This window comes from Aromatoleum toluvorans (genome assembly GCF_012910905.1).
Taxonomy (GTDB): Bacteria; Pseudomonadota; Gammaproteobacteria; order Burkholderiales; family Rhodocyclaceae; genus Aromatoleum; species Aromatoleum toluvorans.
This window is the reverse complement of record NZ_WTVN01000001.1, coordinates 215,596-241,077: the sequence shown is the minus strand read 5'-3', so window position 1 is coordinate 241,077 and position 25,482 is coordinate 215,596. Positions and strand designations below refer to the sequence as shown.

The following is a 25,482-nucleotide window of genomic DNA, read 5'->3' as shown; positions in this document are numbered from 1 at the left end:
CTGGTGCTGGGGCTTCGCCCGACGGCACTTCTGCTTTTCCCATCGCTCTCCGTCCCTTTGAGAATCGCCACCGTTTCTGCTGTTTAGAACGGAGGGTTCGATGATCGTCTACAGCGTCGTATCGACGAAGGGCGGTGTCGGCAAGACAACCGTGAATGCCAATCTCGGCGCGCTCCTGGCGGACCTGGGCATGCGCGTGCTGCTGATCGACGCCGACGTCCAGCCCAGTCTCAGCCGGTATTTCCCGATCGGGCGCTTGGCGCCCCATGGGCTGACGCAAATGATCAAGCAGGGGGCACTCACGGACGATTGCATCTCGACCATCGATCTTGCTCTTGCCCCCATGCTTCCACGCGGGCAGCGACTCAATCCTGGCGGTTGCCTTGACCTCGTCGTCTCCGACGCGCCCGAAGGGTCGCTACAGGACTGGTTGGCGCCTCGCATGGATAGCGCGCTTCGCATCAAGCTCGCGCTACGCAGTCCGCTGCTGTCGGAGAACTACGACGTCGTGCTCATCGACACGCAGGGCGCGGTCGGCCATCTCCAGGATGCCGCCGTACTGGCTGCCGATATCCTTTTGTCACCCGTATCGCCCGACATCCTTTCCGCGCGGGAATTTCTCGACGGCACGCAGAAGTTGCTGAATCGCGTCGAAACCGCGCGTTCCTTCGGATTTTCCATTCCGCCGATGCAGGCGATGATCTACCGGCAGGAAAACACCCGCGACTCGCGCGAGATCGCCAGAGCCATTCGCGAAGAGTATCGAAAGCTGCAATGCCGAGTCAGTGTCCTGAACACCGTCGTCCCGCATGCGGTGGCCTACAAGAACGCGGCGACCGCTCAACTCCCGGTTCACTGGATTGATCCTGGCAAGGCGTGCGACACGATGCACACGCTCCTGTGGGAACTGATTCCCAGCCTGGAGGGGAACTATGCCGGCGGGACATCGACCGGTTCAAGCGCGGAGGTGGCCGATGCATTCCAAGACACGACTGCCTGAAACGATCTCCATCAAAGATCTGGCGCAGCAAATGGAAAAGCAAGGAAAACTTCGGCCGGCTCCGTCAGGCGGATCAAATACTGTCGAGAGGCGGGCGCTTCTCGCAGCTCACAGCCTCGCAGTGAGAAGTCCCGACGATTCAGCCGCCAGTATCAAGGCCAGTCAGGACGTTGACGGCTGGATGATGCTGCGGTGTAGCGAGATCGATTGCTATGACCGCAATCCTCGAGTGAAGACCAACCCGCGCTTCGCCGAGATCCGGGCCTCGATCGAAGCGCGCGGCGGACTCGGCGAAGCGCTATCCGTCACTCGCAGACCAGGGTCCGATCGGCACATGTGCTACATGGGCGGCAACACCCGTCTGCAGATCGTTCAGGAGCTCTGGCACGAGACGAAGGACCCCAGGTACGAATGGATTCGCGTTGTCGTCCGTCCGTGGGTCAGTGAGAGTGACGTCATCGCCGCCCATCTGATCGAAAACGAGCTTCGGGGCGACACCACGTTCTGGGAAAAGGCCCGCGGCGTGGCGCTCCTCAAGTCCGAGCTGGAGTCGGATCTCGGAGGACCCCTGAGTCTCCGTGCCCTTTCAGAGCACGCCAACAAGTGCGGTTTGAAACTGCACGCAGTTACCGCCACCAACTACCTGTTTGCCGTCGACCAGTTGGCGCCCTTCGGCCCGCACCTTACGCATGAGAGCGCAGGCGCGATTCGCAGCCGCTTTGGCCACCTGGAGAAGCTTGCCGAGGCCCTCAATCTGGATCCCTACGTTCGCATGACCGAGTTCCAGCAACTGGCGGCCGATGCGGCGACCGCAATCAACGCCGTCCGAGAGCAAGATGATCCGCCGCGGCTTACTGCCGCGGAAGTGGAGAGGATCCTGTCGCAAATGAATGCCCAGTTCGCCCGACAGGCGAACTGTCATATTTCGGTGGTCGAGCAGACACTGCTCGCCGCGATGGGATCGGAGAAGCAACTCTCGTCGGCCGAAATTCGTGCCCGGCTTGCCGGCGACCCGCCGGCCGAGGGGCCGTTCTCGGTTGATCGCATGATGCCCGATCACTTCGATTCGGGGAGTGCACCACGGATCGGCGACCACATCGCGCTTCCGCCGCAGCACCAATCGGCGCCGAAGCGGAAACGAACGGGAAGGGATCGCACCGACAGCGGACCGGCCGAGACGCCTACCTTTGCCGCGGCGCTGAACGGTTTCGCCGCCCCGTTCCAGATTTCCTCATGCGTACGTTGGGATAGCGCTCAGGCGCACGGCTTCTGCATGGAGCCGCTTGCAGATAGCGAGCAGTCGATTAGCGAGCCGGAAAGGCGGACACGGCAAGCAGCGCACCGGCTGCTGGTTAGCCTGTCGGGTGGCAGTGATGCGGCCGACGCCGATGCACGGCACATTGTTTCGTTGCTACTGCAGCCGGCATATTGGCCTCTGATGCGAACGTTGATGGATACCTACCACCATGAGTTCCGGGAATACGACTCGCCCGAGCGACTGTGAGCGGCTCCCAGACGTCCGCTTTCGGCACGAGCCCCACCGTACCGGAAGCACGTTGGCAAGCAAGGCAAATGGTCGCTGAGGCGAGTTGGTCGTGAGCACGGCTCAAAGCAATATCCGGTGGCTCAACAGAAATTGGGGTAGCGGGATGATCCCGATAAAGAGTGAACAACTGCGGGTTGCACTGCTGTCCCACCTCATCCATCTACTTGACATGGGTGAGGTCGAGACACTGCTGGATGCGGGCCTGAGTCCGGACCTCCTGGATACGCTACGCACGGCCTCGGTGAGGGATCTCAACGCGATCGCCGGCATGTCCCAGCTCGACGTGTCCGTTCACTTCGCGCCGGCAACCCTCGAGGCCGCCTATCGACGGCACGAAGCGATGACGGAATCTCGGCAACTGATGGAGTACCACGTTCAACATGGCGCTCATCCTCAACTGCTGGTGCATCTGTTCAAGATGACGATGGAGCAGATCCGCGAGCAGCGCGCCTTGCTGTGTCCGGAGCCCCAGGCGCGAGGTCGTCCTCCTCTTCCGAAACCGGAGGTCCGAGAGGCCGTGCAGCAGGCCTGGCCGCGGATCTGCAGCAGCTACCCGCCGCAGCGGCAGTACGTGGAGCTGCATTATGTCTTTCCCGATCTTTCGATTGCGACGCTCTGGTATGTCGTGCACGAATTCGACGACTGCGAGACCGCTTGAATCGCCTGCCTCGGAGACGCCCCTTGCGGATGCTGATCGGTTCTCCACGCAAACGGATCACCTGGATTCAATCGACTCAGTAGTAAATGCATTTCCGGTGGATTCAATCGAGCCAGCGAAAAGGCCTTTGCCGCTGGATTCATCAGGTCCAGATCAAAGGCCTGCGCGTGCGACAGCCGAGCAACAGATCACCCTCGACCTCCTCGTGCGTTTGTACGGCGACTATCCCGCCACAGCGGTTCTGCTGGCGCTGCTCTGGCGCTCGGCCGATCGGACATCGGTGCGCATCTCAAGCCGTACGTTGTCCGCATGCACCCAGCTCGGTCATCAAGTGGTTCAGCGCGCCCTGCAGCGTCTCGAACAGAGTTGCCTGGTCAGCAGCAAGAAGATTCCACGTGCAACGGCCGCATACCAGGTGAATGTGCCGGCACTGCGCCAGTTGTTGCGCCGCCCGCTTCCGGACGCCGAGTTCATCCCCGGCTTCACGCCGATTCCTGCGCTCTCCCGCCTCCACGACGTCCCGGACGCAGGAGCGGCCAATTCAACCCGCATTACGTGAGGGAACGTCTCATGGCTGCGCCCAATTCGATTATTCCCCCGCTGGTCCGCTCCTCAGCGCTCCCATCAAACCAACCTGGCCTCATGGACCCGATCTTTCCCGGTGGCACATCGATTCCCTTCGAGACCGATGACTCTTCGCCGTTTGACGATCGGTACAGCATCGCGAAGGAGCGCGCGAGACTGCTCGACCTGATCGAGTCGGAGGATCCCGATCCGACGGATCCGCGGTGGCCGCGTTATGAGCTCTACCTTCAGCGCTGCGACAAGCTGAAGCAGATGGAGGCGGATTACCGGGTCACCAATGGGGCAGACCATGTCGTCGAGGCAAGCGTTGCCAACCAGCTCCGCGACCTCGGGGGGCTGGTCGACGACGGTATCGACACGATGACGCTGCACACGAAGGAGGGGTTTCGAATGTTCATGGGGCGCCGGCGGGACCCCGCGGGAAAGTACAACGCCATCCCCGGGGGCAAGCGGGTCGCATCCAGCCTCAAGGCACTCTGGACGCTGACCCGCAACAATAACCCTTATGCCGACTGGGCACTCTTGCGGGCCGATAACCGCATCCCTGAACTGCGACGGGGACTGGATCACCAAACCCGGACCTTCGACGCTGAAATCAAGAAGAAGGCGGACAAAGGTCTCGGCTTTGCGATTCTCAAATCGCGCGAACCGAAGGTGCTGGAACTCGGGTTCCGCAGCCCCTACGGCTATGCGATTGCCGAGTTGATCGTCGAGTTCGATTACTACGTCCGGGTCGTCAAGACGCTCGGACGCAAAGCCATCTTCTCCGACAAACAGGAGCACGATGCGATCCGGCAGTTCACCCGCCCGATGCGCGCAGCTTTCGAGGAGTTCATCCGGTTCGAGACGTGGCTCACCAAACCCGAATTGCTGCCGCTCAGCCGCACCGACTTCTTGCCGGGGGCCGACACCAATGCCCAGCGACGTGTCGCAGCCGTCACCGGCATTCTTGGCACTGTGCCGCCCGGCATCTATGCCGGCCGGCAAGTTTCACGTCATTCCCAGCGCCGTGTCTCAATCTCGGATACCGAGAAGGTGATGCTCGAGCGCGTGGCGAAGGAGCTTGCGGCAATTGATCAGGAAAGTGGTACAGCTGTCGATGAGCCAACTGATGAGGGCCTGGTCGACTGATCGCGAGTAGTGAGGACATGGCGCAATTCAATACTCCGGATCGTGCGGCAAGCACCAGCACGTGCAACAACGCGTCGGCACGTCAACAGGAGCGTGACGCAAAGGCCTTTACGGGTAGGGGCGGGACACCGACCGAGCTGCGGCAGGCCGCCGCGAGGGTTGACAGGATTCACCGCGCGCAAGATGACCTGTCGAGGCTGACTCGGCGCGTGCGGGGACGCACCTTCTATTTGTCTCTGCATCGGCGCAAGGCCACCGGTCAGGTTCACCTGCGCTGGCGTGCGGCAGGTGCCGGACCCCATGCCGGCCATATTCCATGGGACAAGATCGACGCGTATTTCGTGCAGCTTCCGGGCACGCTTCGCGAGTGGTACGAGCGCACACACCGGCGTGCCCTCGAGCTCAACCGGCGTGAAATTGAGGCGCGCCTCGCCCTGAAGCATGCGCGGCAGTGCGATCCGTAGTATTTCGCACGGCGGCAGCATCGGCGTCGGCCGCCGTCGTGTCCTACCTCGACGCCCAGGAGTGCAACATGCCGAACGTATTTCGCGGGAAAGGCAATCTCGGCGATACGCCGATCCTCAAGCACGTCCCCATCAACGGGGTCGATGAGGTCGTCGCCGAGATGCGCGTGTTCTTCGACGACTACGCCTACGACCAGGCCAACGGCGAGTATCAGCAGGTCGGCGGATTCTGGATGAGCGTGTCGCTGTGGGGCCAGCGCGGCGAGGACGCCGCGCGCGTGCTGCGGCGAGGTGCGCGCGTCCAGGTCGAAGGCGTCCTCAAGCAGTTTATGTACTCGCCGGAGGGCGCCCCCGACAAGGTGCCCGGCTTCCAGGTGACCGCCGACGAAGTCACCATGTGCTTGGGTCGGGTCGCGCGCGTCGAGTACAAACCCAAGCGCGAGCTCGCGGGGTCCATGAGCGAGGCTGCCGACGCCACATAAGCCATCGCCACCGTCTCATCCCGTTCTCGCTGAGGCCGGCCAGTCACGACCGACATCGCGATAACGCATTTCAGCTCTCGGTGATAGCGAAGCCCGCCTGTGTGGCCGCGGCGAGAAGTGTCTGCCACCCGTGCGGCGGTTCGAAGCTCATCCGCTCGGTGACGACCAGCTCCGCCTCACCGACGCGGTCGCCGAAGAGAACCAGGCATTCGCTTTCGTCATGCTGGCGCGATCGCCAGATCAGACCGTCGGCATTGGGGCAGGCTGCATGGAGGATCGAGGCCCAGGAGGCGGTGCGGTCATAGTGCGCCGGTCCCGGCTCGAGAAGCTGCGAGCGCATCAGTCCCAAGGCACGCAGGTTGTCGCCTTTGAGCGCGAGCAGATTCAAGCTGCGGGTCGGCCGAAGCGTTGCGTGGGCGAACTGGAGGGCGCGCTTCTTGGGTACCGGAAACGGCCCGCGATGATTGGCCGGTTCGAGCCGAAACAGCGTTTCGCACAGTGCCCCGATGAGCGAGCTGCCGCCATAGAACGTCGGGATCGCGCGCGCCGGGGCCGACTGCGTGACGAGGGGGTGGAAGCGCCCGCGCCCGTCCCCCGGATTGAAGCGCTCGGGCGACACGTCCGTGCGATGGATGCGGTGAATGAGCGCGTCGGTTGTCCAGGTTTCCCGTTGCAGCGCGAGCCGCTCGACCTCGCCCACGGTTGGTGGCTCCGGCACCCACGCCGTCTGCCGTTCAGTCACGGAACGTCGCCTGCTCGCTCTGCGCCGCCACCACGACCGAGGCGCGGTCGGCGGACCAGCAGTCCAGCGGTGCCCGGCCCTCGAGCCAGTCGTTGGGCGTGATGAACCAGATCGCCAGTGACCAGCCCTCGTAGTCCGATTCGAGGGCGCTGATGACGTCCCGTACCTCGGGGTAGGGCTGGCGTGTATCGGAGTTGAACTGGAAGGACGGAAACAGCGTGATCCGATCGCTCAGCATGCCGAAAATCCGTTTCTCGCCAGCCCAGCGGGATGCCAAAGCATTGCGGTTGCGCGCCCGCGACTGGGCGAACTCGGCCACCTCCGCGGCCGTCCAGCCAGGGGAGCGGACCATGAACTCGGCGCGGAGCCGGGCGTTCGCATCGCGATGATGTTCAAGGGTCGGACTGGCATCGACCAGGTCGCGCATGCGGGCATCGATCGCCTGCCCCACGTCCGGATCACGGGCTCCGCCGCGGAGATCGCCCCCGGGCAGACGATCGGTCCATGCCGTCAAAATTTCGGTCATGCGTGACTCGAGCTCGGCAGCGGCGTGCGCCACGACCTCCTCGACCCTGCTTTCGAGCTGACCGAGAAATTCATCGACCTCGTTAGCAAGTGGAGCGGGGCGGGTGATCTTCGTCCGTGGGCGCAGGGGTTTGTAGCCTCCGGCTGCGCGAGCCCCCATGCCTCGCAATGCCGTGGCCGCCGCCTGTCGCCTGCGCAGCTTGGCAGCAGAAAGAAGTTTCTCCATTGCCCGTTTCCTCTGAAATGATCTCCATTATAGGTGTAAGTGTCACGGATATCATTATTGCCGGGAGGGTGCTGGCCGTGCGCCCGGTGCAAGCGGGCATCAGTTGCGCGGATCAGGGGCAAGGGGCTACACGGGTGCCGGAGCAGAGAGCAGGCGAAAGCTGTTCACGGGGGTGGTGCGCGGGCCGGTGAACGGCAAATTCTTGGCCTAACCGGCCATTGATCGGACCTGCGCCCGACAGCCGGCATGAGTAACCGGCCGCACGACTCTAGTCTAGCCGGCGATTGCACCCGTCCGTGCCTGTCCGAGTTCAACGGCGGAAAACAGTCCAGATCGGGCATTCATAGCGACTTCCCCCGGGTAGGAGTTTGGCGGGAGCCGTCATTGACCGGACTCGCGCCCAGCTGCCACGGTGTTCTCCGGCTCTCAGCGAGATGCCTCTGATCTTGCTTCCTCCTTCAATCACACACCAAGAGAACCTCGCCGGCATCTCTCCAATCGCATAAAATTAGCCCGTATCAGAACGTGCCAGACTGTCATGTCGGGGGAGTTACTAAACTAGGCCGCTTTCACCAGGCCTTCATGAAGGTCGTGGTCAGCCTCGAGCCGAAGCTTCGAAATCAGGGGATCTATGGCTGAAACAATTAACATTGCAAAAATGGCTGAAAAGCTCTCCAAGGGAATCTTCCAAGAGTTTCTTTGGGGACGCATGGAGCACACAAATCTAAATTGGCCGTGCGAGAACCGAGGGAAGCATGAGGTAAAGACTCATCCTTCTGATGTTGTCTTTTGGTATGACGAGCCCTATTCACAGTCACGAACATACTTGAACTGCGATCTCAAAAGCTACGCTCAAGGCTCAATCACTGCCGGCGCCATCCGAGAGGCAATCGAGAGCCTTGCCAAGACCCTGAGTTGCGCAGAAATTAGTCAAGAGTTCAGCGACAAGTTCGTCCATCCGAATGTTTCGCCCAACGTTCATGGAATGCTATTTGTTTACAACCATGATGGAGAGTACGACAAGGACTTCTCCAAGATTCTCGATAAGGTGAATAGCAACGACTTGGAGCTTCCAAAAGGTTCCAAAATTGTTGTTTTTGGACCTGAAGAGATCTTCTGGTTGAATAACGTTCACCACGAAATCATTCATCTTCGCGGAGGGGCCGGAGTGCTTCCCGAGCGAGATCATTGCAAGTTCTTCTATCCTCACTTGGTGCGAAAGAAGAACGTGCAGCTTGAGCACGCGAAGGCGGCAACCTTGGAGATGCTCACTGCCCCCTGGATCATTCTTTCATATGTGCACCCAAAGAAGAGCAACAAGAAGGGCTTTGTGATCTTCATGAGAAAGCGAGGCCACACCGTGAATGAATTTCTCTACCTGATCGAATATCTGATGCATTATCAGATAATCACAGGAGAAGCCGAAGTGACCATCCGACTGCTTGACCCTCACCCGAATTCTTCCGCCAACTTCGCGAAGGCGAAGGATCAGTACATTTCCGATTACCAAGGCGGTGAGGAAATCAAGCAGATCCTTGACGGTATTGACTTGGGTAAGCTGGAGCATGTTCGCACCAGCTTCTGTGAGTTGGAGTTGTCACGGCAATGATCAAGAACACACTCCAATACTGCGCGACCGACAAGGAAATCTTCGATGCCTTGATGTCGGCCAAACAGAAAATCAGCGAGAAGGTTCTTCTGGAAATAGCGAAGGATAGAGGCATCTTCTACTCAGCCAAGGACAGCCGAGAAGACCTTATCAGCGCCATCTCGCTTCTCCCTCACGACTTCCACGACCTTAACACGCTACTTGAACAGCGGGAGCACTCTGGACGGCAGGAGAAGCTGACATCGGTCATTCTTCCTGAAGCCCTAACAATGGAAGAGATCAAGGAGGTACTGAAGGACTACACCGCTGAGTCGCCTGCGGATGAACGAGTGACCCACCACTCCAAGGGCAGCGACCAGGTCGTAGCTAACGTGAAGTATTCGGAGATCGACTATGGCAAGACGCGCCTTGTCCAGCGCACTCCCAAAGAAGCCGCGATTGAGTTCCACATCGAGAAGGACAAAACGACCATCCGCATGCCAGCCAACGCCCGAACCAAAGAGGTCTTTGGCAAACTGAAGGATAAGCTCGACATTAAGCGGAAGAAGGAGATCCCAACCATCCGCATCGAAATTGGTGAGTTCGAATCTCCTGCCTTACGTACTGAGTTCTTCACGACCCTCATCAGCAAGCTCAAGGGCTTCTCGCTGAAGAATGTCACCAGTGTCAAGGTGGAACGATTGAAGCAGGAGCCAGAAGAAGGTGAACTTGACCTTGATGAAGACCAAGATACCGAGGAAGCCAAGCACGAGGCGCTGGCACTGGTGAAGAACGTTGCACTCAGAGGGGAGACATTGCTTGCCTCAGAGGAGTACCAGAGCCTGAAGAAGAAAGGCTTCTTCATCACATCCATCATCTGGCGTTCGATGCTGGCGACGCCCCCCCACCCGATGGTCGAGTTTGAAGCAGCCTTCGAAGAACCGTTGCAGGGGAAGGGCTTCAAGTACTTCGTTCGGGGGGCCTACAACATGGTTGATAAGCAATATACGAAGACCATTCGACCAGTGGAGGCAGAAAGAAAAGAGAACTATTTGAGCATTATCGAAGAAACCGCGGCGAACACCATTAAGGAGCTTCGCAAGAAAGCACAAGTCGAAGCCGAGGCGAAGGAGGGTCAAGCCCAGGGGGCGCCAGCATGAACAGGGTCAGATGGCTCAATGCACAGTGGCCTTCCTCGATACGAACCATTGGGAATACGCTCAAGGACATGCCCTTCTCCGAAGAGAGCATGGATGGCTTCGTTGTCGAGCGTGTACGAGATGACTTCATCGAAGCGCGGTTTATCGAGAAGTTCATCTACGAGGAAGTCAATGCGGATCCTTTCGGAAAGGAAGAGGTGATTGAACGAACTGGCTACCGTTCAACAGACTTCACCTTGTTTGCCCAGTTCCCCCACATCGAAGTGACGAACGGCCAACGAAGCGTCAAGGAGTTCGTGAATCGCCTGCTTCAAGCCTGCAATTTCAACTTGGTTGTCTCCCCCCTTACCGTCAACCTTTACGACTGGGTCGCTTCTTTTCAGGATATCCTCGGGCAGAAGATCTTGGTGGACTCCCTCCAACTCTCTGGTGTTGAAGTTGAGGAAGGCATCACGGGAAAGATTTTTCTGAAGGGCAATAGGGATGTGCGCGAGGCCATTGACTATATCGTAGGAGGCAAGCGGTACATCCTAGAGAAGGTTCAGGTCAAGCTCACTGCTTCAGGCAAGATCATGTCTATTCACCTAGCCAACAACGGCACGGCCAAGATCCCGACTGACCATACATCCGACCTTCTTCCCCTGCTTCGCCAGTCCTTCCCCAACGGCAAGAGCTAGAGCATGCAGCCAGGCTCTTCCATCAATTGGATCGCGGCATTCAACCGCCTCTTCATCCTCTTGGACAGGCGCGGCACCCCGACCTACTACAGCGGGCCGAGCTTCCTCCGGATGGTTCAGCAGATTGACCCCGGTTCTCCCAATTACGAGCAGTTGATTCCACTCAGGCAGAGCCAAGGCAAGAGTACATCTAGAAAGTCCTTCTACTGGGATGTCATCCAGGGCTTGGAGGAGCAACAACGGCTTCAGCTCTTCCGCCTCTTTATTGAAGAGCTTGAGCCGCATGCCAAGGAAGAGGTTGAGGCCATCAGAGCCATCGTTTTTGGTGGAGGCAAGGCCGTTCCGACGACCGTCGTTCCACAGGATCTCTGGAACTCCGAGAAACTCAACAACAGCCTCAGCGACATCGACCACGCGGTTGATGCCCAGCAGTTCAACCGCGCGACGACCTTGGCCTACACTTGCTTGGAGGGTCTTTACAAGGCATACGTGCGCCGGCATGTCCCCGACAAGGCCAACCTCACAGACCTCATCCAGCTTTGCAAGGTGGTGAAGGACGACATCAGCGAGAAACTCAAGGCGCGAGGCCCTTACCCAGAGCAGATCATCAATGCCATTCCTACACTGACAAATGCCGTTGCGAACTCACGCAACGGCTTTAGTGAGTCCCACTTTGGCGAAGACTCTCACCGATGGCTTGCCACTTTCGCGCGAGATATGACTAATTCTATAGGCAGGCTCTTGCTGCATTTCCTTTAAGGCGTGCGGTTGGCCATCCGCTTAACTCCCCAAGAGAAATGCGCTCGGGTTGGGATCTGAACTGTAGACCTGGCTGACCAGTGCGGGTCGCGAGGTTGAGTACGGCCTAGGTGAATGGGTGCAGATGATGCAACCATTTGGCATGTAAGATCCATCAGGTAGATCGATCAATTCGGTAACGGGACAAAAGGAAGCATCTTGGACATCGAAATTTGGGACGGCGGCCTTCAAGAACAAGAGATTGAAGCAATCAAAAAAATCGGGGCGGCGTTCTCTGATGCTCAATCTGATGGCAAGTCCCAAGCAAGAGGCGGGTCTATTCGGGATCAGCTTCAAAACAAGCTCGGGCGCAACGGCATGTTCCCTTGGAAAGGGTATGCAGGATTCAGGTTCGTCGATTCGAAGGGCAAGGAGGGAGAGTTTGATCTGGTGATCGTGACCCACTGCAATGTCATCATCGTGGAGTTGAAGGACTGGAACCATGCTCCCATCACGGCAAATGGAGACATTTGGTTCAAGGGCGACAAGAACATGGGTCGGTCGCCTGTTAGCGTCACGAGAAGCAAGCAATACACCCTCTCTAACAAGCTAAAAAGGCTTAGTCAGAGATTTGCAAACAAGGGATATACCCCGTTTATTGAATACTTCGTGGTGATGACTGGGAATGCTGATTTCAGTCAGCTTCCCGAGGTTGAACTTCGCCATACGATGTCCCTTAAGGACTTTCTCAAGTTTGCAGACAAGGGGGTGTTTGAAAAGCACTTCCGCCCCCATCCCGCCGCAAAGGTGCTAAATCAGGACTTTCCGATATTTGATGAATTGTTCCAGAGTGGCAACACGGCGCCGAAAGCACTGAAAATTGGTGGATACACGGCGGTCGAGGAGGTCTTCGAACATCCGAAATTTGTTTACAAGGAATACTTGGCAAGTTCGGAAATCTCGAAAGGCACGGAGGCTCTGCTTCGAGTCTGGAACTTCAAGAATGTCCAAGGCAACAAGGCTATTACTCCACGGGGTAGGGCTGAAATCGTATCCCGCGAGCGGGAGGTGTTGCTGTTCATCAACCACCAGAATCGCGACCTGTACAACCACTGCCTACGCTCGCTGACAAGTTTCGAAAGGGATGAGGTTACATCGCAGTACAGCGAGGTTTATGAGCTTCCTCCTGGGCATGTGAGGTTCAACGAGTTCGTGGGCAAATACGGTCAGTCGTTTAACCAGATCGACCGACTTAACCTCACGAAGCTGCTCATTGCGAAGTTCGCTGACCTGCATGGGATCAAGATTGCCCACCGAGACATTGCTGACCATAGTCTGTGGTTGTCGCCTTCGAAGGAAATTGCTCTCTCCAATTTCATCTCCGCTTACCACCAACCAATTGGAACTGTTGGCGATTATCGGAGCAACCTTTCGGTAGGGGCAGTAGAAGTCAAGGAGATGCTGGATGGCTCGTCAACGACCCCATTCCAGCAGGACGTTCATGCGCTTGGGCTTGTGTCGTGGCATCTGCTGACTGCACAAAGAATGTCTCCGAAGAGCTTGGAGAACATTCAGAACGAGATGCTTTCAAGCAGCGAATGGTACGCAGGAGTTCTTCTTGAAGCAGTGACAGGGACGTTCAAGGATGCATCGGCATTCTTCGACGCCTTGAAGCGTGCAGAACCGCAGGGCGACTCGATACCGACTTTCGACGACTCCGAACTGGAAGCCTATCGTCACCCGATAAACCACACGCGGCAATTCCCAGACCAGGGCGAGTTTCTGGTTTCGACCGATGATAAAGAGGTCTATGTCTCGGAGGGAAGGCTGGTTAAGGCTTGGTTGAATGTCGGTGGCAAAGGAGATGATCCGGTAAGCAATTTCCGCGTCCTTACTTTTTTGAAGCGCTTGGACAAGCTTGCAGCAGTGAATCCAACATACCTGCCACGTATTCATGAATACGGGCTCGCGGCAAGGTCCGGCAGCATGTATCTCGTGACCGACGTGGTTGATGGTACGACGTGGGCTGATGCTGCACTTGATGACTCGGACAAATTAGGCGTTATCGAGAAGCTGACTGATGCCGTTGAACATCTTCATGGACTCGGGATTTCGCATGGCGACCTTCACCCCGCCAACGTGATGCTGGATAGGGAAGACGGGAATGTGTATCTGATAGATATTCCTGACTTTTCCCACAACACTGCCGAAGCCAAGAACCATAGGTATAGCCCAGAGAACATCGACGGCAGCTCCTCCGAACATCGGGATATTTTTGCTGTGCTGCGGATGTCATGCGAATTGCTCGGCATGGAGTGGGGCGATGAGTCCAAAGACTATCCGAGAGTCTCGGATGCGATTCAGTCGGAACTGAACGATCTAGAGTTCGGCTTCAGGGATTTGGGGCGGTTCAAAAAGGCTCTGACGACCGCAGTCGAAGTGCAGGAACAGCAATTTGTCGAAATAACACTCAGCAATGCTAATGAACAGATTACGATATTGCCCGACAACGGGCATCTGTACGTCAAGGTAGAGGCACCGAAGCAAGGAAAGAGCGATTACTCAGTGACGTTTTCCGGCATTGGAGGGGCATTCGTCGCCTTCTACGACAAGGAACAGCGGTGCTTTGTCGGAGGGTTACCCCCTCGAATCAGATCTGATGTCCATTTCAGGGTGGCAGAAGAAAGCCAATTCGAAATCAGCACGGCAATTCGTATTAAGCCAGGTCGACCGGGGCAACTTTCAGGCTTGTCTGAACATCTTCGCGATGATGACGCCTTTCATCGTGCTATCGAGATGCTTCAGATGGTTCCGCCCGAAATTGATGAATCGGAGTTGAGCCAACAACTCAAGGATGTGTTCGAAAGGGCGGCAGCTTCCGTGGGAGAAAGCCGCTCTGATATTTCGGTCGATATTTCGACTCAGGCACTTTGGCGGGCAATCCTCGCCACGGAGACCGAATCAAGTCCAAATATCGAGTTGAATGGTGCCTCGATTAAGCCATCGGATACCGATTCTGAACTGATACTTCCTTACGAGGCGGACATCGATCCGCTTGGCGCTTTCGCAAGCGCGGATGAGGTCGAGGCTCTTCTCATCGATCAGGATGGAGCAGAAAAAGTCATCGGGGAAGTCTTTCTCAAAAAATCAGCGTTGAACGAAGTTCGACTGACGAAAGTCCGTAGTTCAGCCTACGGTCTTAAAGATGGCGACTCCGTCTTCTTCAGGACGAAACAAGACAGGGCTTCATACCGCAAACGGAAGGCTGCACTTGAAAGACTGCTTGATAGGGAAGGGGTCTTGCCTGACCTGCTCGATTTGTTTGACCCTGCCTGCAACAAGGATGCAACGCCACACAACATTTCTGTCACTGACGAGGACTTCGCCAGATACGACCGCGAAGACCAGCATGGAAACAAGATTAGCCTCAACCAGCAACAGCGTGAGGCATTTACCAAACTGCTGAACTACGGCCCTTTGTCGCTTTTGCAAGGACCGCCTGGAACAGGGAAGACGGAATTCATCGCTGCTTTCGTCCACTTTCTCGTCGAGAAGCTGGATGTGCGAAGAATCCTGCTGGTCAGCCAATCTCACGAAGCGGTCAATACGGCTGCAGAGCGGATAAGGAAGCACTGCGGGAGGTTGGGGACTTCGCTCGAAGTCGTCAGGTTCAGCAACCGTGAAGGGGCGGTTTCGCATGGGCTGAAGGACGTCTACTCCCATGCCATCACCGCAGAAAAGCGCGAGTTGTTCAACGCCGAATATCGCTACCGTGTCGCTGCTCTATCGGATGCGCTGGGGCTCGACGCTGAATTCATCTCCAAGGTTGTCGAGGCGGAGTTGAAACTGTTCAAGCAGATTGACCATCTCGAATCCCTGCTCAACAGCTTCGAGAACGTAGGCGACGAGGAGGATATCAAAGCCCTCAAACCGATCGCGGTCGAACTGGATGAGACTATCCGTACCAAACTTCACTTGGACTACGGTATTGCTCTTTCACAGGAAAGCAAGGTTTCAGAAGCGAAGTCCATCCTGCTTTCAAATATCTGCTCCGAGTATGGCGTCCGTCCAAATGAAGCGAAAAGGGTTCGGGCATTGGCTCGGATATCCCGTGACATCCAGGATGCCCTGTCGGCGGAGAGGGTCAATTGCGACGAGTTCTACGCCCGCTCGAGGCAACTGGTTACCGGCACCTGTGTCGGTATCGGGCAAGGACATATCGGTATTCACGACAACATTTATGATTTCGTAATCATTGATGAGGCGGCTCGTTCAATATCCAGTGAACTGGCGATTGCAATGCAGTCTGCGAAACGCGTCCTTCTGGTCGGCGACCATTTGCAATTGCCACCCCTGTATTCCGACGCACACAAAGCCGCTCTGGCACGCCGACTTGGCATCAATGACAAGCACACCGAGCTTGATGAAGTGTTGCGAAGCGACTTTGCGCGGGCTTTCAATTCGGAATATGGGAAGCAAACGAGCGCCACGTTGCTTACTCAGTATCGGATGGCTCCTCCCATCGGCAATCTGGTTTCCCAGACCTTCTATGACGGCCAGTTGAACAATGGAAATCGGGCAATTCCCGACATCTATCGGGGTGCTCCGAATCAGCTTCGTTCCCCCGTGACTTGGCTCGACACATCATCGCTTGGCGAACATGCCAATCACCAAAGCGACCGTGGCGTCAGCATTTACAACCGTTGCGAGGCAGAACAGGTCATCGACCTACTCAAGCAGATTTCAGAGAGCGGTCAATTCCTGACTGACCTTTCCAGCCTCAAGGACAAAGATGATGCGCTGATCGGTGTCATCTGCATGTATGCCGAACAAAAGCGGCTAATTAAGCAGAGGTTCAACCAAGGGATTTGGAGCGATGGGTTCAAGGCATTGGTGAAAATCGACACCGTCGATAGCTACCAGGGCAAGGAAAACCGAATCATCATCTTGAGTCTGACGCGTTCCGACAAACAGAAGAGTCCAGGTTTCCTGCGCACACCCAATCGAATAAACGTCGCGATGTCCCGAGCGATGGATCGGCTGCTAATCATTGGCAACGCGGAGATGTGGAAGACCCACAACAAGGACAAGCCTCTCGGACAGGTTGTTTCCTACATGAGCGATATGGGCGAGGACGCCGGCTACAAGTTCATGTTCGCGAAGAAGAACCGCTAAGGTGACGACATTGGAAAACACTACGATATATCACGAGATTGACTTCCTGTTGCCAGCGCAACGCTTCAACATCAATTTCTCGTACATCACCCAAAAAGGGCTGCCTTTCGTTCGCGAATTCGTTCTTCGTCTGATCCACCTTGCGCCAATGTCTATGTCGCAGGTTGCGACCTTCTTCGGCTTTTCACGCAAGGAAGTTCAAGAGGCGATTGATGACCTCGTCGAACGCGGCGAACTGACATTGTCCGAAAATGGTCGTCTCACCCTTACGGAGAAATCCAGCGGTTACTTCACGGAGCTCGGCGAGGTTCCGCGTTTGTCGCTGCTTCGAGACAGTACGGCTTGCTTGTCTTTCGACCTCGCATCCTTCTCATGCCTTGGGAAAGACAACTCTTCTGAAAAATGGAAAGCTGGTCTCTCAATCAAGGTTGACGACGAGAACGCATCCTGTAGTGAGACTCATGTGGAAAAGCATTTCCAGCGTCAGTTCCATGAAATTTTGCAGAAAGGTTTTCTTTCAAGGTCGCTGACCCAGGATGAAAAGGACTCGCCGAATGTCTACACCGTGAATTCGGTCAATAAGATTAAGCAGATGCCCGTCAGACTGCCGGTTCAGTTCAAGGTTGACGAGGATGGCAGAAGCGTCGAGCGGGAGGATTTCGAGAGGCTGAAAAGCTCAGACTACGTGCATGAGCAAATCTCCTTGGAACTTGACCGCTTGGCAAGACCCAGCAATTTCGGCGAGCTTGCGAAAGCTATGCTCGATATTGGTGATGGCGAGACGTTGAAGCTCTTCGACTCGAAGGGCAGTTCCGTCAGCCCGCAATTCTTCGAAGAATTGACGAAGCTGGAATCGAACAGTCAGAAGAAGAGAGCCACCTTTATCGGACCAATCTATTCGTCGGCAAATTGGGAATTGCTCCAGAAACACCTGGCTCCCATCATCAAGGCGAGGCGAGAAAGCAAGGCGGACGTGGCCCCCACTCCATTCCTTTGGGTTGCACCTAGCGACCCGTATTGGGGGAAGAGCAGCAATCTTCAAGTAAGAGTCAGTGAGCTTCTCGACAAGGCTAGTACGAAGGATAGGAAGCTCTACTTGCCGACTATTTTTTTGCCCGTCTCCGGTCCAGAGGATCAGAAGACAGCACGCGAATGGAAAAGGGCGTTTGAACCTAATACCGATAAGGTTCACGGGCTGATTGAGGGCTTCCTTGGCGGCAATGTTGAGGTGCTGCACTTCGAAGGCGAGTTTGTGATTGTTGTTTATCACGTCTCATTGCCTGATTCTTACCCTGTAAGTTTCCCAATTGGGTTCATTAGCGCCGACAAAGATGTCGTCTCGTCTGTTGGACGGTTGGTTACGACATACCTAGAGGGCAGTTCTGGGTTTGAACGTCCTAACAACTGTGGATTGCTATCCCGTTTCGGGCGCAATGAGTGATCAAGTTCAGAGTTGATCTGTAAATTGTGTGGGCCCGTTGTGCTGACCATCGGGCTCCGTAGTATTTTTCGAACGGCTGTCCTGTCACTGCAGTCCGGCCGCTCGATACGCGCCGGCTGAATGATTGCAACGGCCGAAAATACGTCGGTGAGGGCGGGGCGATTCACAACTCCCGTCACGCGTGGTCGGGCAGGGGGAACGACGGCCGCGGGGCAAGGCGTTAGTTCGCCGGCGCTACCTCAGCTTCCGCGGCATCTGCAGGGGCAACCGTAGTTGTCGGAGTCGGAGTGACTGAATCGGTGGCTGCCTTTGCTACACGCTGCTGCTTCTTGTCGAATTTGGCTGCTGCAGTGGCGAGGGCGTCGAGAGCGCCGCCATGAGCCAGCCATGCTTCTACCCAGCGAGGTTTCCTGCCACGCCCTGACCAAGCGAGATCCATTTTCGAGGGATGACGATAATTCACCGCAACAGGGGGCTTGGGGACCACCGGGCGTGTTGCGCCGTTGGCCTTCGGCTTTTCCGACTTGGGAGAGCTGCCCAGCACGTCTGCCAATGACAAACCCTGCTCGCGAGCCATCCTCTTGAGTTTCTTTAACAAGGCGTCCTTTCCGGCCGATTGCTGTCTTGCGATTTCATTTTCGATTCGCGCACGAAGCTGTTTGAGTTGGGTAAGAGTGTAGTTGCTGAGATTCACCGTCATAGGGAGTAGGGCACCGTAGAAAGCTGCAGGAAAGGATGTATACGGCGTGAAGTATAAAGAGCTTTGACGTGAAAAATCCGTTACAACGATTTGCTTTTGAACGGACCTTTGGGGGCGAGAGGATTTGGGAGTTGACGGCAGGTGAGCGTCACAGATCGGTAGCTCGGCGATTGCGGTTGCCGAAGGCGTCCTGCTATCAGGGCTCCGTCATAGCCCCAGCATCATCTGCCTGAACTGGGCCGCGTTCCGTTGCGCATAGTCACCGAAGTTGTTGTTGAAAACGGCGTGTACGGACTTGGCCTTCCTCCCCAGCCCTCGGACCTTCTCAGCCAAGTCCGACAACTCCGCAGTCGCATAGAGGTAGTTGAACCGTTCCCCGGACGAGCTCAGTCCCTTCTTGTCCCAGGTGTCGGTGTTCCTCCCATGAAACCGGACAATCGCCACGTCCGGGCACGTCACCTCCCACAGTGCGGGGACACTGCTGGCAAAGCCTTGGGGCTCATCGACGACGACGTGTGCCAACCGGTGTTCCCGTTCAAACGCCATCACCTGGGCCGCCCGATCGCCCTCAAACCATGTCCGGTTCCGGAACTCCACCGCCAGTTGAAATCCCCGGAGCCGTTCAGCGCATTCCAGGATGTGATCGAAAGCCGCCCTGGAGGGCACGAACCAGGGCGGGAACTGGAATAGCACCACCCCGAGCTTTTGGGCAGCACGTAATGGCTCCACGGCCATTGCAAACCGAGTCCATAACTCTTCCTTGAGCTCGGGCGGTACGTCCTTGTAATACACGTTCTTTTTCTGCACTGGTCCCAAGGCATCCCGGATGTCTTTCGGTAATGCCTGCGGATCGGTCTGGTGCTGTGAAAAGGCGAAACGCTTTTACGTCAAAGGTGAAGTCGGGAGGTGTTCTCTCTGCCCATAGCAAGGCGTTTCTCACCGAAGGCATGGCGTAATAGGAGCTGTCCACCTCCACGATCGGAAATTGGGTGGCGTAGTAATGGAGACGGCCCGCTGGGGTCTTCACGTCGTCGGGGTAGAAGAGTCCGGACTCGATGAGGGCCTTGTCGGTCCATGAGGCCGTTCCGATGAGGATGGTGCCGGTCATGCCGCTCTCCTGGTTGCATCTTTTTCAGGGTAGCGTGCACAGGCCAAGACGGTTAGCGTCGCTGCGTGGCGATGGAACTGACCGACAGGCGCCGGTGGACCGCCGGACGGGGTCAGGAGTCACGGGTTTCGGCTCTCGGAGCGGGATTCATGTCAGCGTCCCGCCGAGGCACGTTCCGAGCCCGTGACCCCTCCAATTCGCCCATGACCTCGGCAAGCTTGGTCGCCAACTCGCGTGCCTCCTTCCGTGTCGCCGACAGCTCGGTTTCGAAATTCATCGATCGCTGCTTTTGCTCCTGAAGCTGGCCTTCGAGGCTTGCCACGGCTTGCCTGTGGCGTTCGTGGGCATCTGCCAGTCGGTCGGCGAGCCCCGCAGCCTTCGCTTCGCTTGTCGCCGCCAGGCGCTCGGCATCCGTGCGTGCGGCGCGCTCGGCATCGATGGATTTCCGAAGACGCTCGATGTCCTTCTCCAGCCCCGGAATCGCTTCGAGGCGCAGATTGGCCTTCGCCAGCTCGGTCCGGGTGATCTCGGCGGCCTGACGCTCCCGAGCGGCTTCGTCGCGGGCGGCATCGAGGTCGGCCGCCATTTGCGCGACCTTGCCGGTGAGCGTTGCCTTTTCGCCCCGGAGGACCTCCGAGGTGTCTTCCAGCGTGTCGACGCGCCGGGCCTGACGCTCGTTCTCCGTGGCGAGATCGTTGGCGGCGGCGAGCGCGTCGGCGAGTTTGGCCTCGAGGTCGGCGCGGGCGGCGGCCACCTCGTGCGCGATGAAGTCGAGGACGGCTCGCTGCAGCGGGGCGGGCAGGGCTGCGCTGCGCTCCGCGTGGCCGCCCTGGCCGGTCTCCCACTGCTGAAAGAGCCGGTGGATGGTGCCGAGGCTGCCGCTGCCGTGGCGTTCGCGGATCTGCCGTGGACTAGGTTTCCCGCCGGTCGCCTTGATGGTGTCGGCGATGGCCGCGACCTCCTCATACGTGATGCTGGGTTCCCGCGGCATGTCCTGTTCCTCTTGCGGCGATACGTAACGTACTTATAGATAACGTTACGATACGCTTCAAGCTCCGATGCCGCGTTTCGACGGCACCCGGTTGCCGAGGTTGGGGACTTTTCTCTGCAGACTACGCGGCGCTTGTTTCCGGGAAGGACGTCCCTGTGGCCACCGCCCGGGCCGAGCTCGGCGATCACGCCGGAGTGGATGGCGGCGGGCGCTGTGCTGACGCCGGCGATCTTTTCCACCGGAAGGCCGAGCTAATACAGGAATAAATATAGGTATACAAATATAAATACAGGGGAGCTCTTGGGCGATCGTCGCAAAGGCAGTACTGGCGCGGGTTTCCGGGCGATGGGTGAGTCAGCGGCGGGAGTTGTTCAGCGCATGCTGTCGGGAGTTGTTCAGCGTGGATAACTGCGCGAAACGGGTTTAACTGGTTGTTGTTAAGGGGAAATCCGCGCGGGAGTTCTTCAGCGTGGATAACTTGGGTTATCTACAGGGTTTTCCACCGGCAAGCGATGACGGGAACGGCGGCGCTTCAGTGCGCTGGGGTCGTGGTCGGGACGGTGCAGGCATTCCCCGTTGACGGTCGGGAGTTCTTCAGCGAAGGGGCTGTCGTTCCGCTCTCCGAGCACATGGTCGGGCAAGCCTTGGTCGGCTCGCGGGGAGCGGTTTCAGTGGCCGCAGGCGTCCGGCGTCAGAAGAGGGTGTGCTGGACGGGCGGAGGGAGGATGTGGGGCCGGGACGGCAGCAACACGACGCCTGCGTCTCCGACCTCGACGCGGGCCTGCGGATAGACTGCGAGGACCAGCTTCAACGCCTTCAGGAATGCCTTCTTGAAGTCGCGCACGGCCTGGTTGGTCTCGGAACCGTAGTCGCAGCCGAACTGCATCATGAGGGGTTCCCAGCGGATGGGGCGGCTGCGGCGCTGGGTGTAGCTCATCCGGTAGGTAAGCCAGGTATAGACGTCCATCGCCAGTGGTGAGCCCCGCAGCGCCTTGTATGCTCGAAGGTCGATGGGCACGGGGTTGTCGATGCATTCGCGGAAAAAGCCGTTACTCAGGCGGACCTGAGATTGCCATCGGCCGGCTTCGTGGGCGTGCTGGGGCGTCCACAGGCCGATCAGCTCGGCATCGTTCAACTGCAGGTTCTCTGCGATCAGCACATTCCGGAGGACGAAGCCCCTTTGCTGCTGGCTGCCGGTGTAATGGGCCGTGATGAGAGAGCCGAACAGTCGCTTGACCTGCTCGGCGACGCGGCTGCCGCTGCCCCGGGCGCCGCCGCCGCTGCTGCGCAGGTCCATGACGTCGCGCAGGAAGGCGCGCAACGTGTCGCCCAGCTGGATCTCCGGTGACTGCCTGCGGACTGCCTCGGTCGACACCCAGGACATCAGCAGGCGGGGATAGATGCCATATGGGATGCCACCCTCGTAGCCGGCGATGATCCGCAGGCGGAAATCCCCGTTCTGGCGCTTGAAGACGTCCGTCCTGGGATCCTTGTACGGCATCGTGGCGATGACGAGGGCGCGGGCCATGAAACCGAGCGAGCCGGCGTGTCGCGCGTCTTCCGCCTCGATGGCGAAGTGGGTGTCGATGACTTCGCGCACCCACGTTGGAACGGCGTCCCCGGATCGATAATCCAGCGTCAGCTGGTTCGGTTCGATTGCGGCCATGGGCGGTCGATGCTCCTCTTGCGCGCGGCGGGCGGCTCCGGCGGCGACTGGACGCTCCTTCGGCGGGCTTTCCCGTTCCGGGACCATACGAGCCATCGCATCATCCCTCCGGTGCCGTCGTCCGCCGCGGCAGGATCGCAGGGGGAACGGCCGCGCGCCGGCCCGATGCGGGTAGGGGACGGGATGTCCCTTTCAAGGCATTGCCATCGACCCAGTCTTCCCAGACGGCGGGCGATTCCATCGAGACGTCGCCGGCATGGTCGACCTCAGTGCGCGGAAGCTCCGATGAAACCGGTGGTCGCTCGATCCAGCGGATCCTTCGGCGCGAGCCGGCGCGCTCGAGAATCTCGACCCAGCCGTACTCGGCGTGGAGCGCCATCTCGCCGGGTCGCAGGCGGGCAGGGTGGGTATCAATCGAGACGATGTTCGTCATAGGTGTCTCCACAGGCTTTGGCATGGCGCGATTGCCGGCGCGGGCGAGTGTGGTGGACCGCCGTAGCAAGTCGGCGAAGCGTCGGAAGCGAGGCGGCCGTGGCGAGTCCGCATGGGACAGTTCTTCTCCGCTGCTGATGTCATCGGCCCGAGTGCCGTACAGCGAAATCGTGGGCGGTCGCCTGAGACAGTGCGCGCAAGGTGCTGCACCGGTGCCACGGCGGGTATCACCTGGCGCGAGAGGGCGAGCGGCGCCTATCCAAGCCCACGGCGAGGAAGGACTGCGGTCTCGGCCACGTGTCTCGTCCGCGCAGGAAAATTGAACGCGATCTGCCCACTATCGGTCACCGCGCAGCGAGATGCAAGGCGCGTTCGATTGCGCCTCGGCCTGTGTGGCACAGTCGAAGGGCGCTTCGGAAACGAGGCTGATGCCCGGGGTGCCTGAATTGGAGAGGGGGCTGAGCCCATGGCCATGAATCGACCCTTGACGATCGCGTTTTCGCGGCGTATGAATATGTATGACGTTCAGCCGCATGGCTGCGCGGCGTCCGGTCAGCCCCTGTAACCGGAACGGCCTTCGGGCTCGGGGCTTCGTCAGTGTCACCCACCCGATCGGGAAGATCTCTCTTCCCGATGTCGGGCGTGTGATCTCCCGATTTTTTTGTTTGGAGATCATCATGTCCGACCAAGCGCACTCCAATACCGCTGCTCCCGACAAGGAGTATTTTGATCTGCACACGCAGGGATGCGGATATTTGTCCCGCATTCGCTGGGTGAATCCGCGCAAAGGCGGCGGTCGTCAAGGCAAGCCGTTTCTCGCCTGCGCGATCAACGCGTTGCACGGGGACACGACGGATCCCAGCTATAGCTATTTCGACGTGCGTGTCACCGACGACGCCTGCGTCGAGCTGGTGCAGTCGTTGCAAGGGGACGTCGATGCGGGCCGCAAGGTCTTTGTCGCGTTCAAGATCGGGGACATTTACCCGCATTGCTACACGACCGAGGTCAAGGACAAGACCACCGGTCAGGTGACCCAGGAGCCGCGAGCCATCATCAAGGGCCGTCTCTTCTTGCTGAGTCACGTCAAAGTGGATGGCGAGACGACATACGAGCGTCCGCCGCAGCAAATTGAGCCACGCAACGGTACCCACGGGTGACGCGTCACCTTGGATGCGTCCGTTCATACGTCGGGAGCCATTCCGACTTTCCCCTGTTTTGCACGTTTCGGCAAAAACGTGCGCTGCGCGACCTGTCAGCCCCTGAAACAGGTACGGCCTTCGGCCCGGGGTTTTCTCACATGGGTTTGCCTGTCAGCGCCCCGCGCTGGTCCGGAAAACCGGTGCTTCCTTGAAACCGGACCCGCCGACGAAAGTTGGCGGTCCTTTTCCGGCAGGCTGACCCCATCCGTCATCCATGAAGTTGTCACCCATCGGGGCGTCTCCCCGACGGGGCAGGCCTCCGATCCATCCTACGGAGGTTGAAACCATGAGCGTGACTGTCGAGGGCTCCCTTTGCATCAAGCGCATCAACGGCGCCAACGGACCATTCTGTGTGGGCGACCTGCTCACCGATATTGGCGAGTTCCGTGTCAAGGACCCCGTCCTCGATCAGTTTGAGGAGGGCGTCTATACCGGGCACTACACCATCCAGCGCATTTTCTCGTGGTCCTACAACGCGAATGGCCGACTGGTGGTGGAGATCCGGGCGCGCCTGGCCGACCTGCAGATCCATGCCGGCACCGAAAGCTCGCTTCCCGACTCGACGACTGAGCCTGATCCGGCCGACGAGTCCACCCACGAATCCGGTGCGACGCCGCTCGAGGGCTCACCGGCCGCCGAAAAGCAGGGCGCGAGTCCGAGCAGAACGCCTGCCGATTCGGCACCTGACGAGTCCGAAGCGATCCCAAGCTCAGTTCCCGGCGATTCCTCGGACGGTGCCTTGTTCGGCGAGGAGCTCCACGCATTGGTGGCGTCGCGCCAGCCGGTGAAGCTTGACCCCGCGATCGACGACCGCAGGCGCTTCAGGGAACAACGGAACCGCCTGAAAGCCGGCCTCCGTTACGGCTTCATTCCTGAGGAGCAAACGTGGTATCCGGAGGAGTCGGAGCGGTACCAGGCATACCTGGCCACGAAGTCCGACACGTGACGTGCGTTGGCCATGATGGCCGACGAAACAATCGCCCGTTCGCGGGCTTTCCGAATCAATACTGCGGCGCCCGGCGCTGATTCGGAAAGCCCGTCAGGGCGTCATCGATAGCTGGGCAGCAACACGCCCGATGTGTTGCGGCATTTGCGTGGGCGACTCCGCCCGCGCGGCTTTCTCATCGGCACCCTGGCCTTCCATTGGGGTGTCTCGCACCGGTGCACCTTGTGCTCCCAGGCCGCTGGCGACGGAGCCGGCCGGTGTGACGAAGGCATCGTCCAAACTCCGTCCGAAGCGGAACCAGC

The 25,482-nt window shown here is 58.4% G+C and carries 22 protein-coding genes and 1 pseudogene; 15 read left to right on the top strand and 8 right to left on the bottom strand.

What is annotated here, in order from left to right; translation table 11 throughout:
- Positions 1 to 100 precede the first annotated feature (100 nt).
- The 7 genes from GPA22_RS01025 (at position 101) to GPA22_RS00995 (ending at position 5,866) form a co-directional block, all read left to right on the top strand.
- On the top strand, positions 101 to 1,000 hold the full coding sequence (locus GPA22_RS01025) for a ParA family protein (protein ID WP_169254226.1): 900 nt from the start codon (positions 101 to 103) through the stop codon (positions 998 to 1,000).
- Entirely contained in the window at positions 975 to 2,504 is a 1,530-nt protein-coding gene (locus GPA22_RS01020; protein ID WP_246263975.1) for a ParB family protein, read from the top strand. Before GPA22_RS01025 ends, GPA22_RS01020 begins: the two co-directional genes overlap by 26 nt.
- A 91-nt stretch (positions 2,505 to 2,595) precedes the next feature.
- Positions 2,596 to 3,204 carry an STY4526/YPO1902 family pathogenicity island replication protein gene (locus GPA22_RS01015; protein ID WP_343035916.1) on the top strand — a complete coding sequence of 203 codons (609 nt, stop codon included), beginning with the start codon at positions 2,596 to 2,598 and terminating at the stop codon, positions 3,202 to 3,204.
- Positions 3,205 to 3,301: 97 nt separating this feature from the next.
- Entirely contained in the window at positions 3,302 to 3,763 is a 462-nt protein-coding gene (locus GPA22_RS01010; RefSeq protein ID WP_169254225.1) for a hypothetical protein, read from the top strand.
- An 11-nt stretch (positions 3,764 to 3,774) separates the two neighbouring features.
- Positions 3,775 to 4,920, top strand: a complete 1,146-nt coding sequence (locus GPA22_RS01005) for a PFL_4669 family integrating conjugative element protein (RefSeq protein ID WP_169254224.1) — start codon at positions 3,775 to 3,777, stop codon at positions 4,918 to 4,920.
- A gap of 17 nt (positions 4,921 to 4,937) precedes the next feature.
- Complete coding sequence (locus GPA22_RS01000) at positions 4,938 to 5,384, top strand: hypothetical protein (protein WP_169254223.1); 447 nt, start codon at positions 4,938 to 4,940, stop codon at positions 5,382 to 5,384.
- A gap of 68 nt (positions 5,385 to 5,452) precedes the next feature.
- The gene (locus GPA22_RS00995; protein ID WP_169254222.1) at positions 5,453 to 5,866 is read left to right on the top strand and encodes a single-stranded DNA-binding protein; all 414 of its coding nucleotides are present in this window, start codon (positions 5,453 to 5,455) and stop codon (positions 5,864 to 5,866) included.
- Positions 5,867 to 5,936: 70 nt separating this feature from the next.
- On the opposite strand, the gene GPA22_RS00990 is transcribed toward GPA22_RS00995, so the two are convergent.
- Both GPA22_RS00990 and GPA22_RS00985 read right to left on the bottom strand, forming a co-directional pair.
- Positions 5,937 to 6,566, bottom strand: a complete 630-nt coding sequence (locus GPA22_RS00990) for an RES family NAD+ phosphorylase (RefSeq protein WP_343035915.1) — start codon at positions 6,564 to 6,566, stop codon at positions 5,937 to 5,939.
- A gap of 34 nt (positions 6,567 to 6,600) precedes the next feature.
- Entirely contained in the window at positions 6,601 to 7,359 is a 759-nt protein-coding gene (locus GPA22_RS00985) for a hypothetical protein (RefSeq protein WP_169254221.1), read from the bottom strand.
- A 631-nt stretch (positions 7,360 to 7,990) separates the two neighbouring features.
- On the opposite strand from GPA22_RS00985, the gene GPA22_RS00980 reads away from it, so the two are divergent.
- From GPA22_RS00980 to GPA22_RS00955, 6 genes are all read left to right on the top strand, one after another.
- Positions 7,991 to 8,968 (top strand): PD-(D/E)XK nuclease domain-containing protein, encoded by a 978-nt coding sequence (locus tag GPA22_RS00980; protein WP_169254220.1) that lies wholly within the window; start codon positions 7,991 to 7,993, stop codon positions 8,966 to 8,968.
- Entirely contained in the window at positions 8,965 to 10,107 is a 1,143-nt protein-coding gene (locus tag GPA22_RS00975) for a hypothetical protein (RefSeq protein ID WP_169254219.1), read from the top strand. The genes GPA22_RS00980 and GPA22_RS00975 overlap by 4 nt, the downstream gene beginning before the upstream one ends.
- On the top strand, positions 10,104 to 10,784 hold the full coding sequence (locus GPA22_RS00970; RefSeq protein ID WP_169254218.1) for a hypothetical protein: 681 nt from the start codon (positions 10,104 to 10,106) through the stop codon (positions 10,782 to 10,784). The genes GPA22_RS00975 and GPA22_RS00970 overlap by 4 nt, the downstream gene beginning before the upstream one ends.
- Before the next feature lie 3 nt (positions 10,785 to 10,787).
- Complete coding sequence (locus GPA22_RS00965) at positions 10,788 to 11,543, top strand: hypothetical protein (protein WP_169254217.1); 756 nt, start codon at positions 10,788 to 10,790, stop codon at positions 11,541 to 11,543.
- A 198-nt stretch (positions 11,544 to 11,741) separates the two neighbouring features.
- The gene (locus GPA22_RS00960) at positions 11,742 to 16,697 is read left to right on the top strand and encodes an AAA domain-containing protein (RefSeq protein WP_169254216.1); all 4,956 of its coding nucleotides are present in this window, start codon (positions 11,742 to 11,744) and stop codon (positions 16,695 to 16,697) included.
- Position 16,698: 1 nt separating this feature from the next.
- Positions 16,699 to 18,138 (top strand): hypothetical protein, encoded by a 1,440-nt coding sequence (locus GPA22_RS00955; RefSeq protein WP_211168864.1) that lies wholly within the window; start codon positions 16,699 to 16,701, stop codon positions 18,136 to 18,138.
- 220 nt (positions 18,139 to 18,358) lie between these two features.
- Here the strand turns inward: GPA22_RS00955 and GPA22_RS00950 are convergent, their stop codons facing one another.
- The 6 genes and pseudogenes from GPA22_RS00950 to GPA22_RS00930 all read right to left on the bottom strand — a co-directional run bounded on the left by GPA22_RS00950 (position 18,359) and on the right by GPA22_RS00930 (position 23,036).
- A complete protein-coding gene (locus GPA22_RS00950; protein WP_169254215.1) occupies positions 18,359 to 18,838 on the bottom strand; it encodes an H-NS histone family protein in 480 nt (159 codons plus the stop codon).
- A gap of 207 nt (positions 18,839 to 19,045) precedes the next feature.
- Positions 19,046 to 19,630 (bottom strand): DUF72 domain-containing protein, encoded by a 585-nt coding sequence (locus tag GPA22_RS22880; protein WP_343035914.1) that lies wholly within the window; start codon positions 19,628 to 19,630, stop codon positions 19,046 to 19,048.
- 121 nt (positions 19,631 to 19,751) lie between these two features.
- Positions 19,752 to 19,946, bottom strand: a pseudogene (locus tag GPA22_RS23055) (DUF72 domain-containing protein); the annotation flags it as partial.
- 112 nt (positions 19,947 to 20,058) lie between these two features.
- Entirely contained in the window at positions 20,059 to 20,937 is an 879-nt protein-coding gene (locus GPA22_RS00940) for a DNA-binding protein (RefSeq protein ID WP_169254214.1), read from the bottom strand.
- 691 nt (positions 20,938 to 21,628) lie between these two features.
- Complete coding sequence (locus GPA22_RS00935) at positions 21,629 to 22,603, bottom strand: replication protein RepA (protein ID WP_169254213.1); 975 nt, start codon at positions 22,601 to 22,603, stop codon at positions 21,629 to 21,631.
- A 100-nt stretch (positions 22,604 to 22,703) separates the two neighbouring features.
- A complete protein-coding gene (locus GPA22_RS00930; protein ID WP_169254212.1) occupies positions 22,704 to 23,036 on the bottom strand; it encodes a hypothetical protein in 333 nt (110 codons plus the stop codon).
- 676 nt (positions 23,037 to 23,712) lie between these two features.
- Between GPA22_RS00930 and GPA22_RS00925 the strand changes: the two genes are divergently transcribed.
- Positions 23,713 to 24,192 (top strand): DUF3577 domain-containing protein, encoded by a 480-nt coding sequence (locus GPA22_RS00925; protein WP_169254211.1) that lies wholly within the window; start codon positions 23,713 to 23,715, stop codon positions 24,190 to 24,192.
- A 328-nt stretch (positions 24,193 to 24,520) separates the two neighbouring features.
- The gene (locus tag GPA22_RS00920) at positions 24,521 to 25,180 is read left to right on the top strand and encodes a DUF3275 family protein (RefSeq protein WP_169254210.1); all 660 of its coding nucleotides are present in this window, start codon (positions 24,521 to 24,523) and stop codon (positions 25,178 to 25,180) included.
- The last annotated feature ends 302 nt before the right edge of the window (positions 25,181 to 25,482 follow it).

Excerpts from the sequence above, each read along its gene's own strand:
- GPA22_RS01025 (WP_169254226.1), top strand. The coding sequence starts at position 101 with ATGATCGTCTACAGCGTCGTATCGACGAAGGGCGGTGTCGGCAAGACA.
- GPA22_RS01020 (WP_246263975.1), top strand. The coding sequence starts at position 975 with ATGCATTCCAAGACACGACTGCCTGAAACGATCTCCATCAAAGATCTG.
- GPA22_RS01005 (WP_169254224.1), top strand. The coding sequence starts at position 3,775 with ATGGCTGCGCCCAATTCGATTATTCCCCCGCTGGTCCGCTCCTCAGCG.
- GPA22_RS01000 (WP_169254223.1), top strand. The coding sequence starts at position 4,938 with ATGGCGCAATTCAATACTCCGGATCGTGCGGCAAGCACCAGCACGTGC.
- GPA22_RS00995 (WP_169254222.1), top strand. The coding sequence starts at position 5,453 with ATGCCGAACGTATTTCGCGGGAAAGGCAATCTCGGCGATACGCCGATC.
- GPA22_RS00985 (WP_169254221.1), bottom strand. The coding sequence starts at position 7,359 with ATGGAGAAACTTCTTTCTGCTGCCAAGCTGCGCAGGCGACAGGCGGCG.
- GPA22_RS00980 (WP_169254220.1), top strand. The coding sequence starts at position 7,991 with ATGGCTGAAACAATTAACATTGCAAAAATGGCTGAAAAGCTCTCCAAG.
- GPA22_RS00975 (WP_169254219.1), top strand. The coding sequence starts at position 8,965 with ATGATCAAGAACACACTCCAATACTGCGCGACCGACAAGGAAATCTTC.
- GPA22_RS00970 (WP_169254218.1), top strand. The coding sequence starts at position 10,104 with ATGAACAGGGTCAGATGGCTCAATGCACAGTGGCCTTCCTCGATACGA.
- GPA22_RS00965 (WP_169254217.1), top strand. The coding sequence starts at position 10,788 with ATGCAGCCAGGCTCTTCCATCAATTGGATCGCGGCATTCAACCGCCTC.
- GPA22_RS00950 (WP_169254215.1), bottom strand. The coding sequence starts at position 18,838 with ATGACGGTGAATCTCAGCAACTACACTCTTACCCAACTCAAACAGCTT.
- GPA22_RS00940 (WP_169254214.1), bottom strand. The coding sequence starts at position 20,937 with ATGCCGCGGGAACCCAGCATCACGTATGAGGAGGTCGCGGCCATCGCC.
- GPA22_RS00935 (WP_169254213.1), bottom strand. The coding sequence starts at position 22,603 with ATGGCCGCAATCGAACCGAACCAGCTGACGCTGGATTATCGATCCGGG.
- GPA22_RS00930 (WP_169254212.1), bottom strand. The coding sequence starts at position 23,036 with ATGACGAACATCGTCTCGATTGATACCCACCCTGCCCGCCTGCGACCC.
- GPA22_RS00925 (WP_169254211.1), top strand. The coding sequence starts at position 23,713 with ATGTCCGACCAAGCGCACTCCAATACCGCTGCTCCCGACAAGGAGTAT.
- GPA22_RS00920 (WP_169254210.1), top strand. The coding sequence starts at position 24,521 with ATGAGCGTGACTGTCGAGGGCTCCCTTTGCATCAAGCGCATCAACGGC.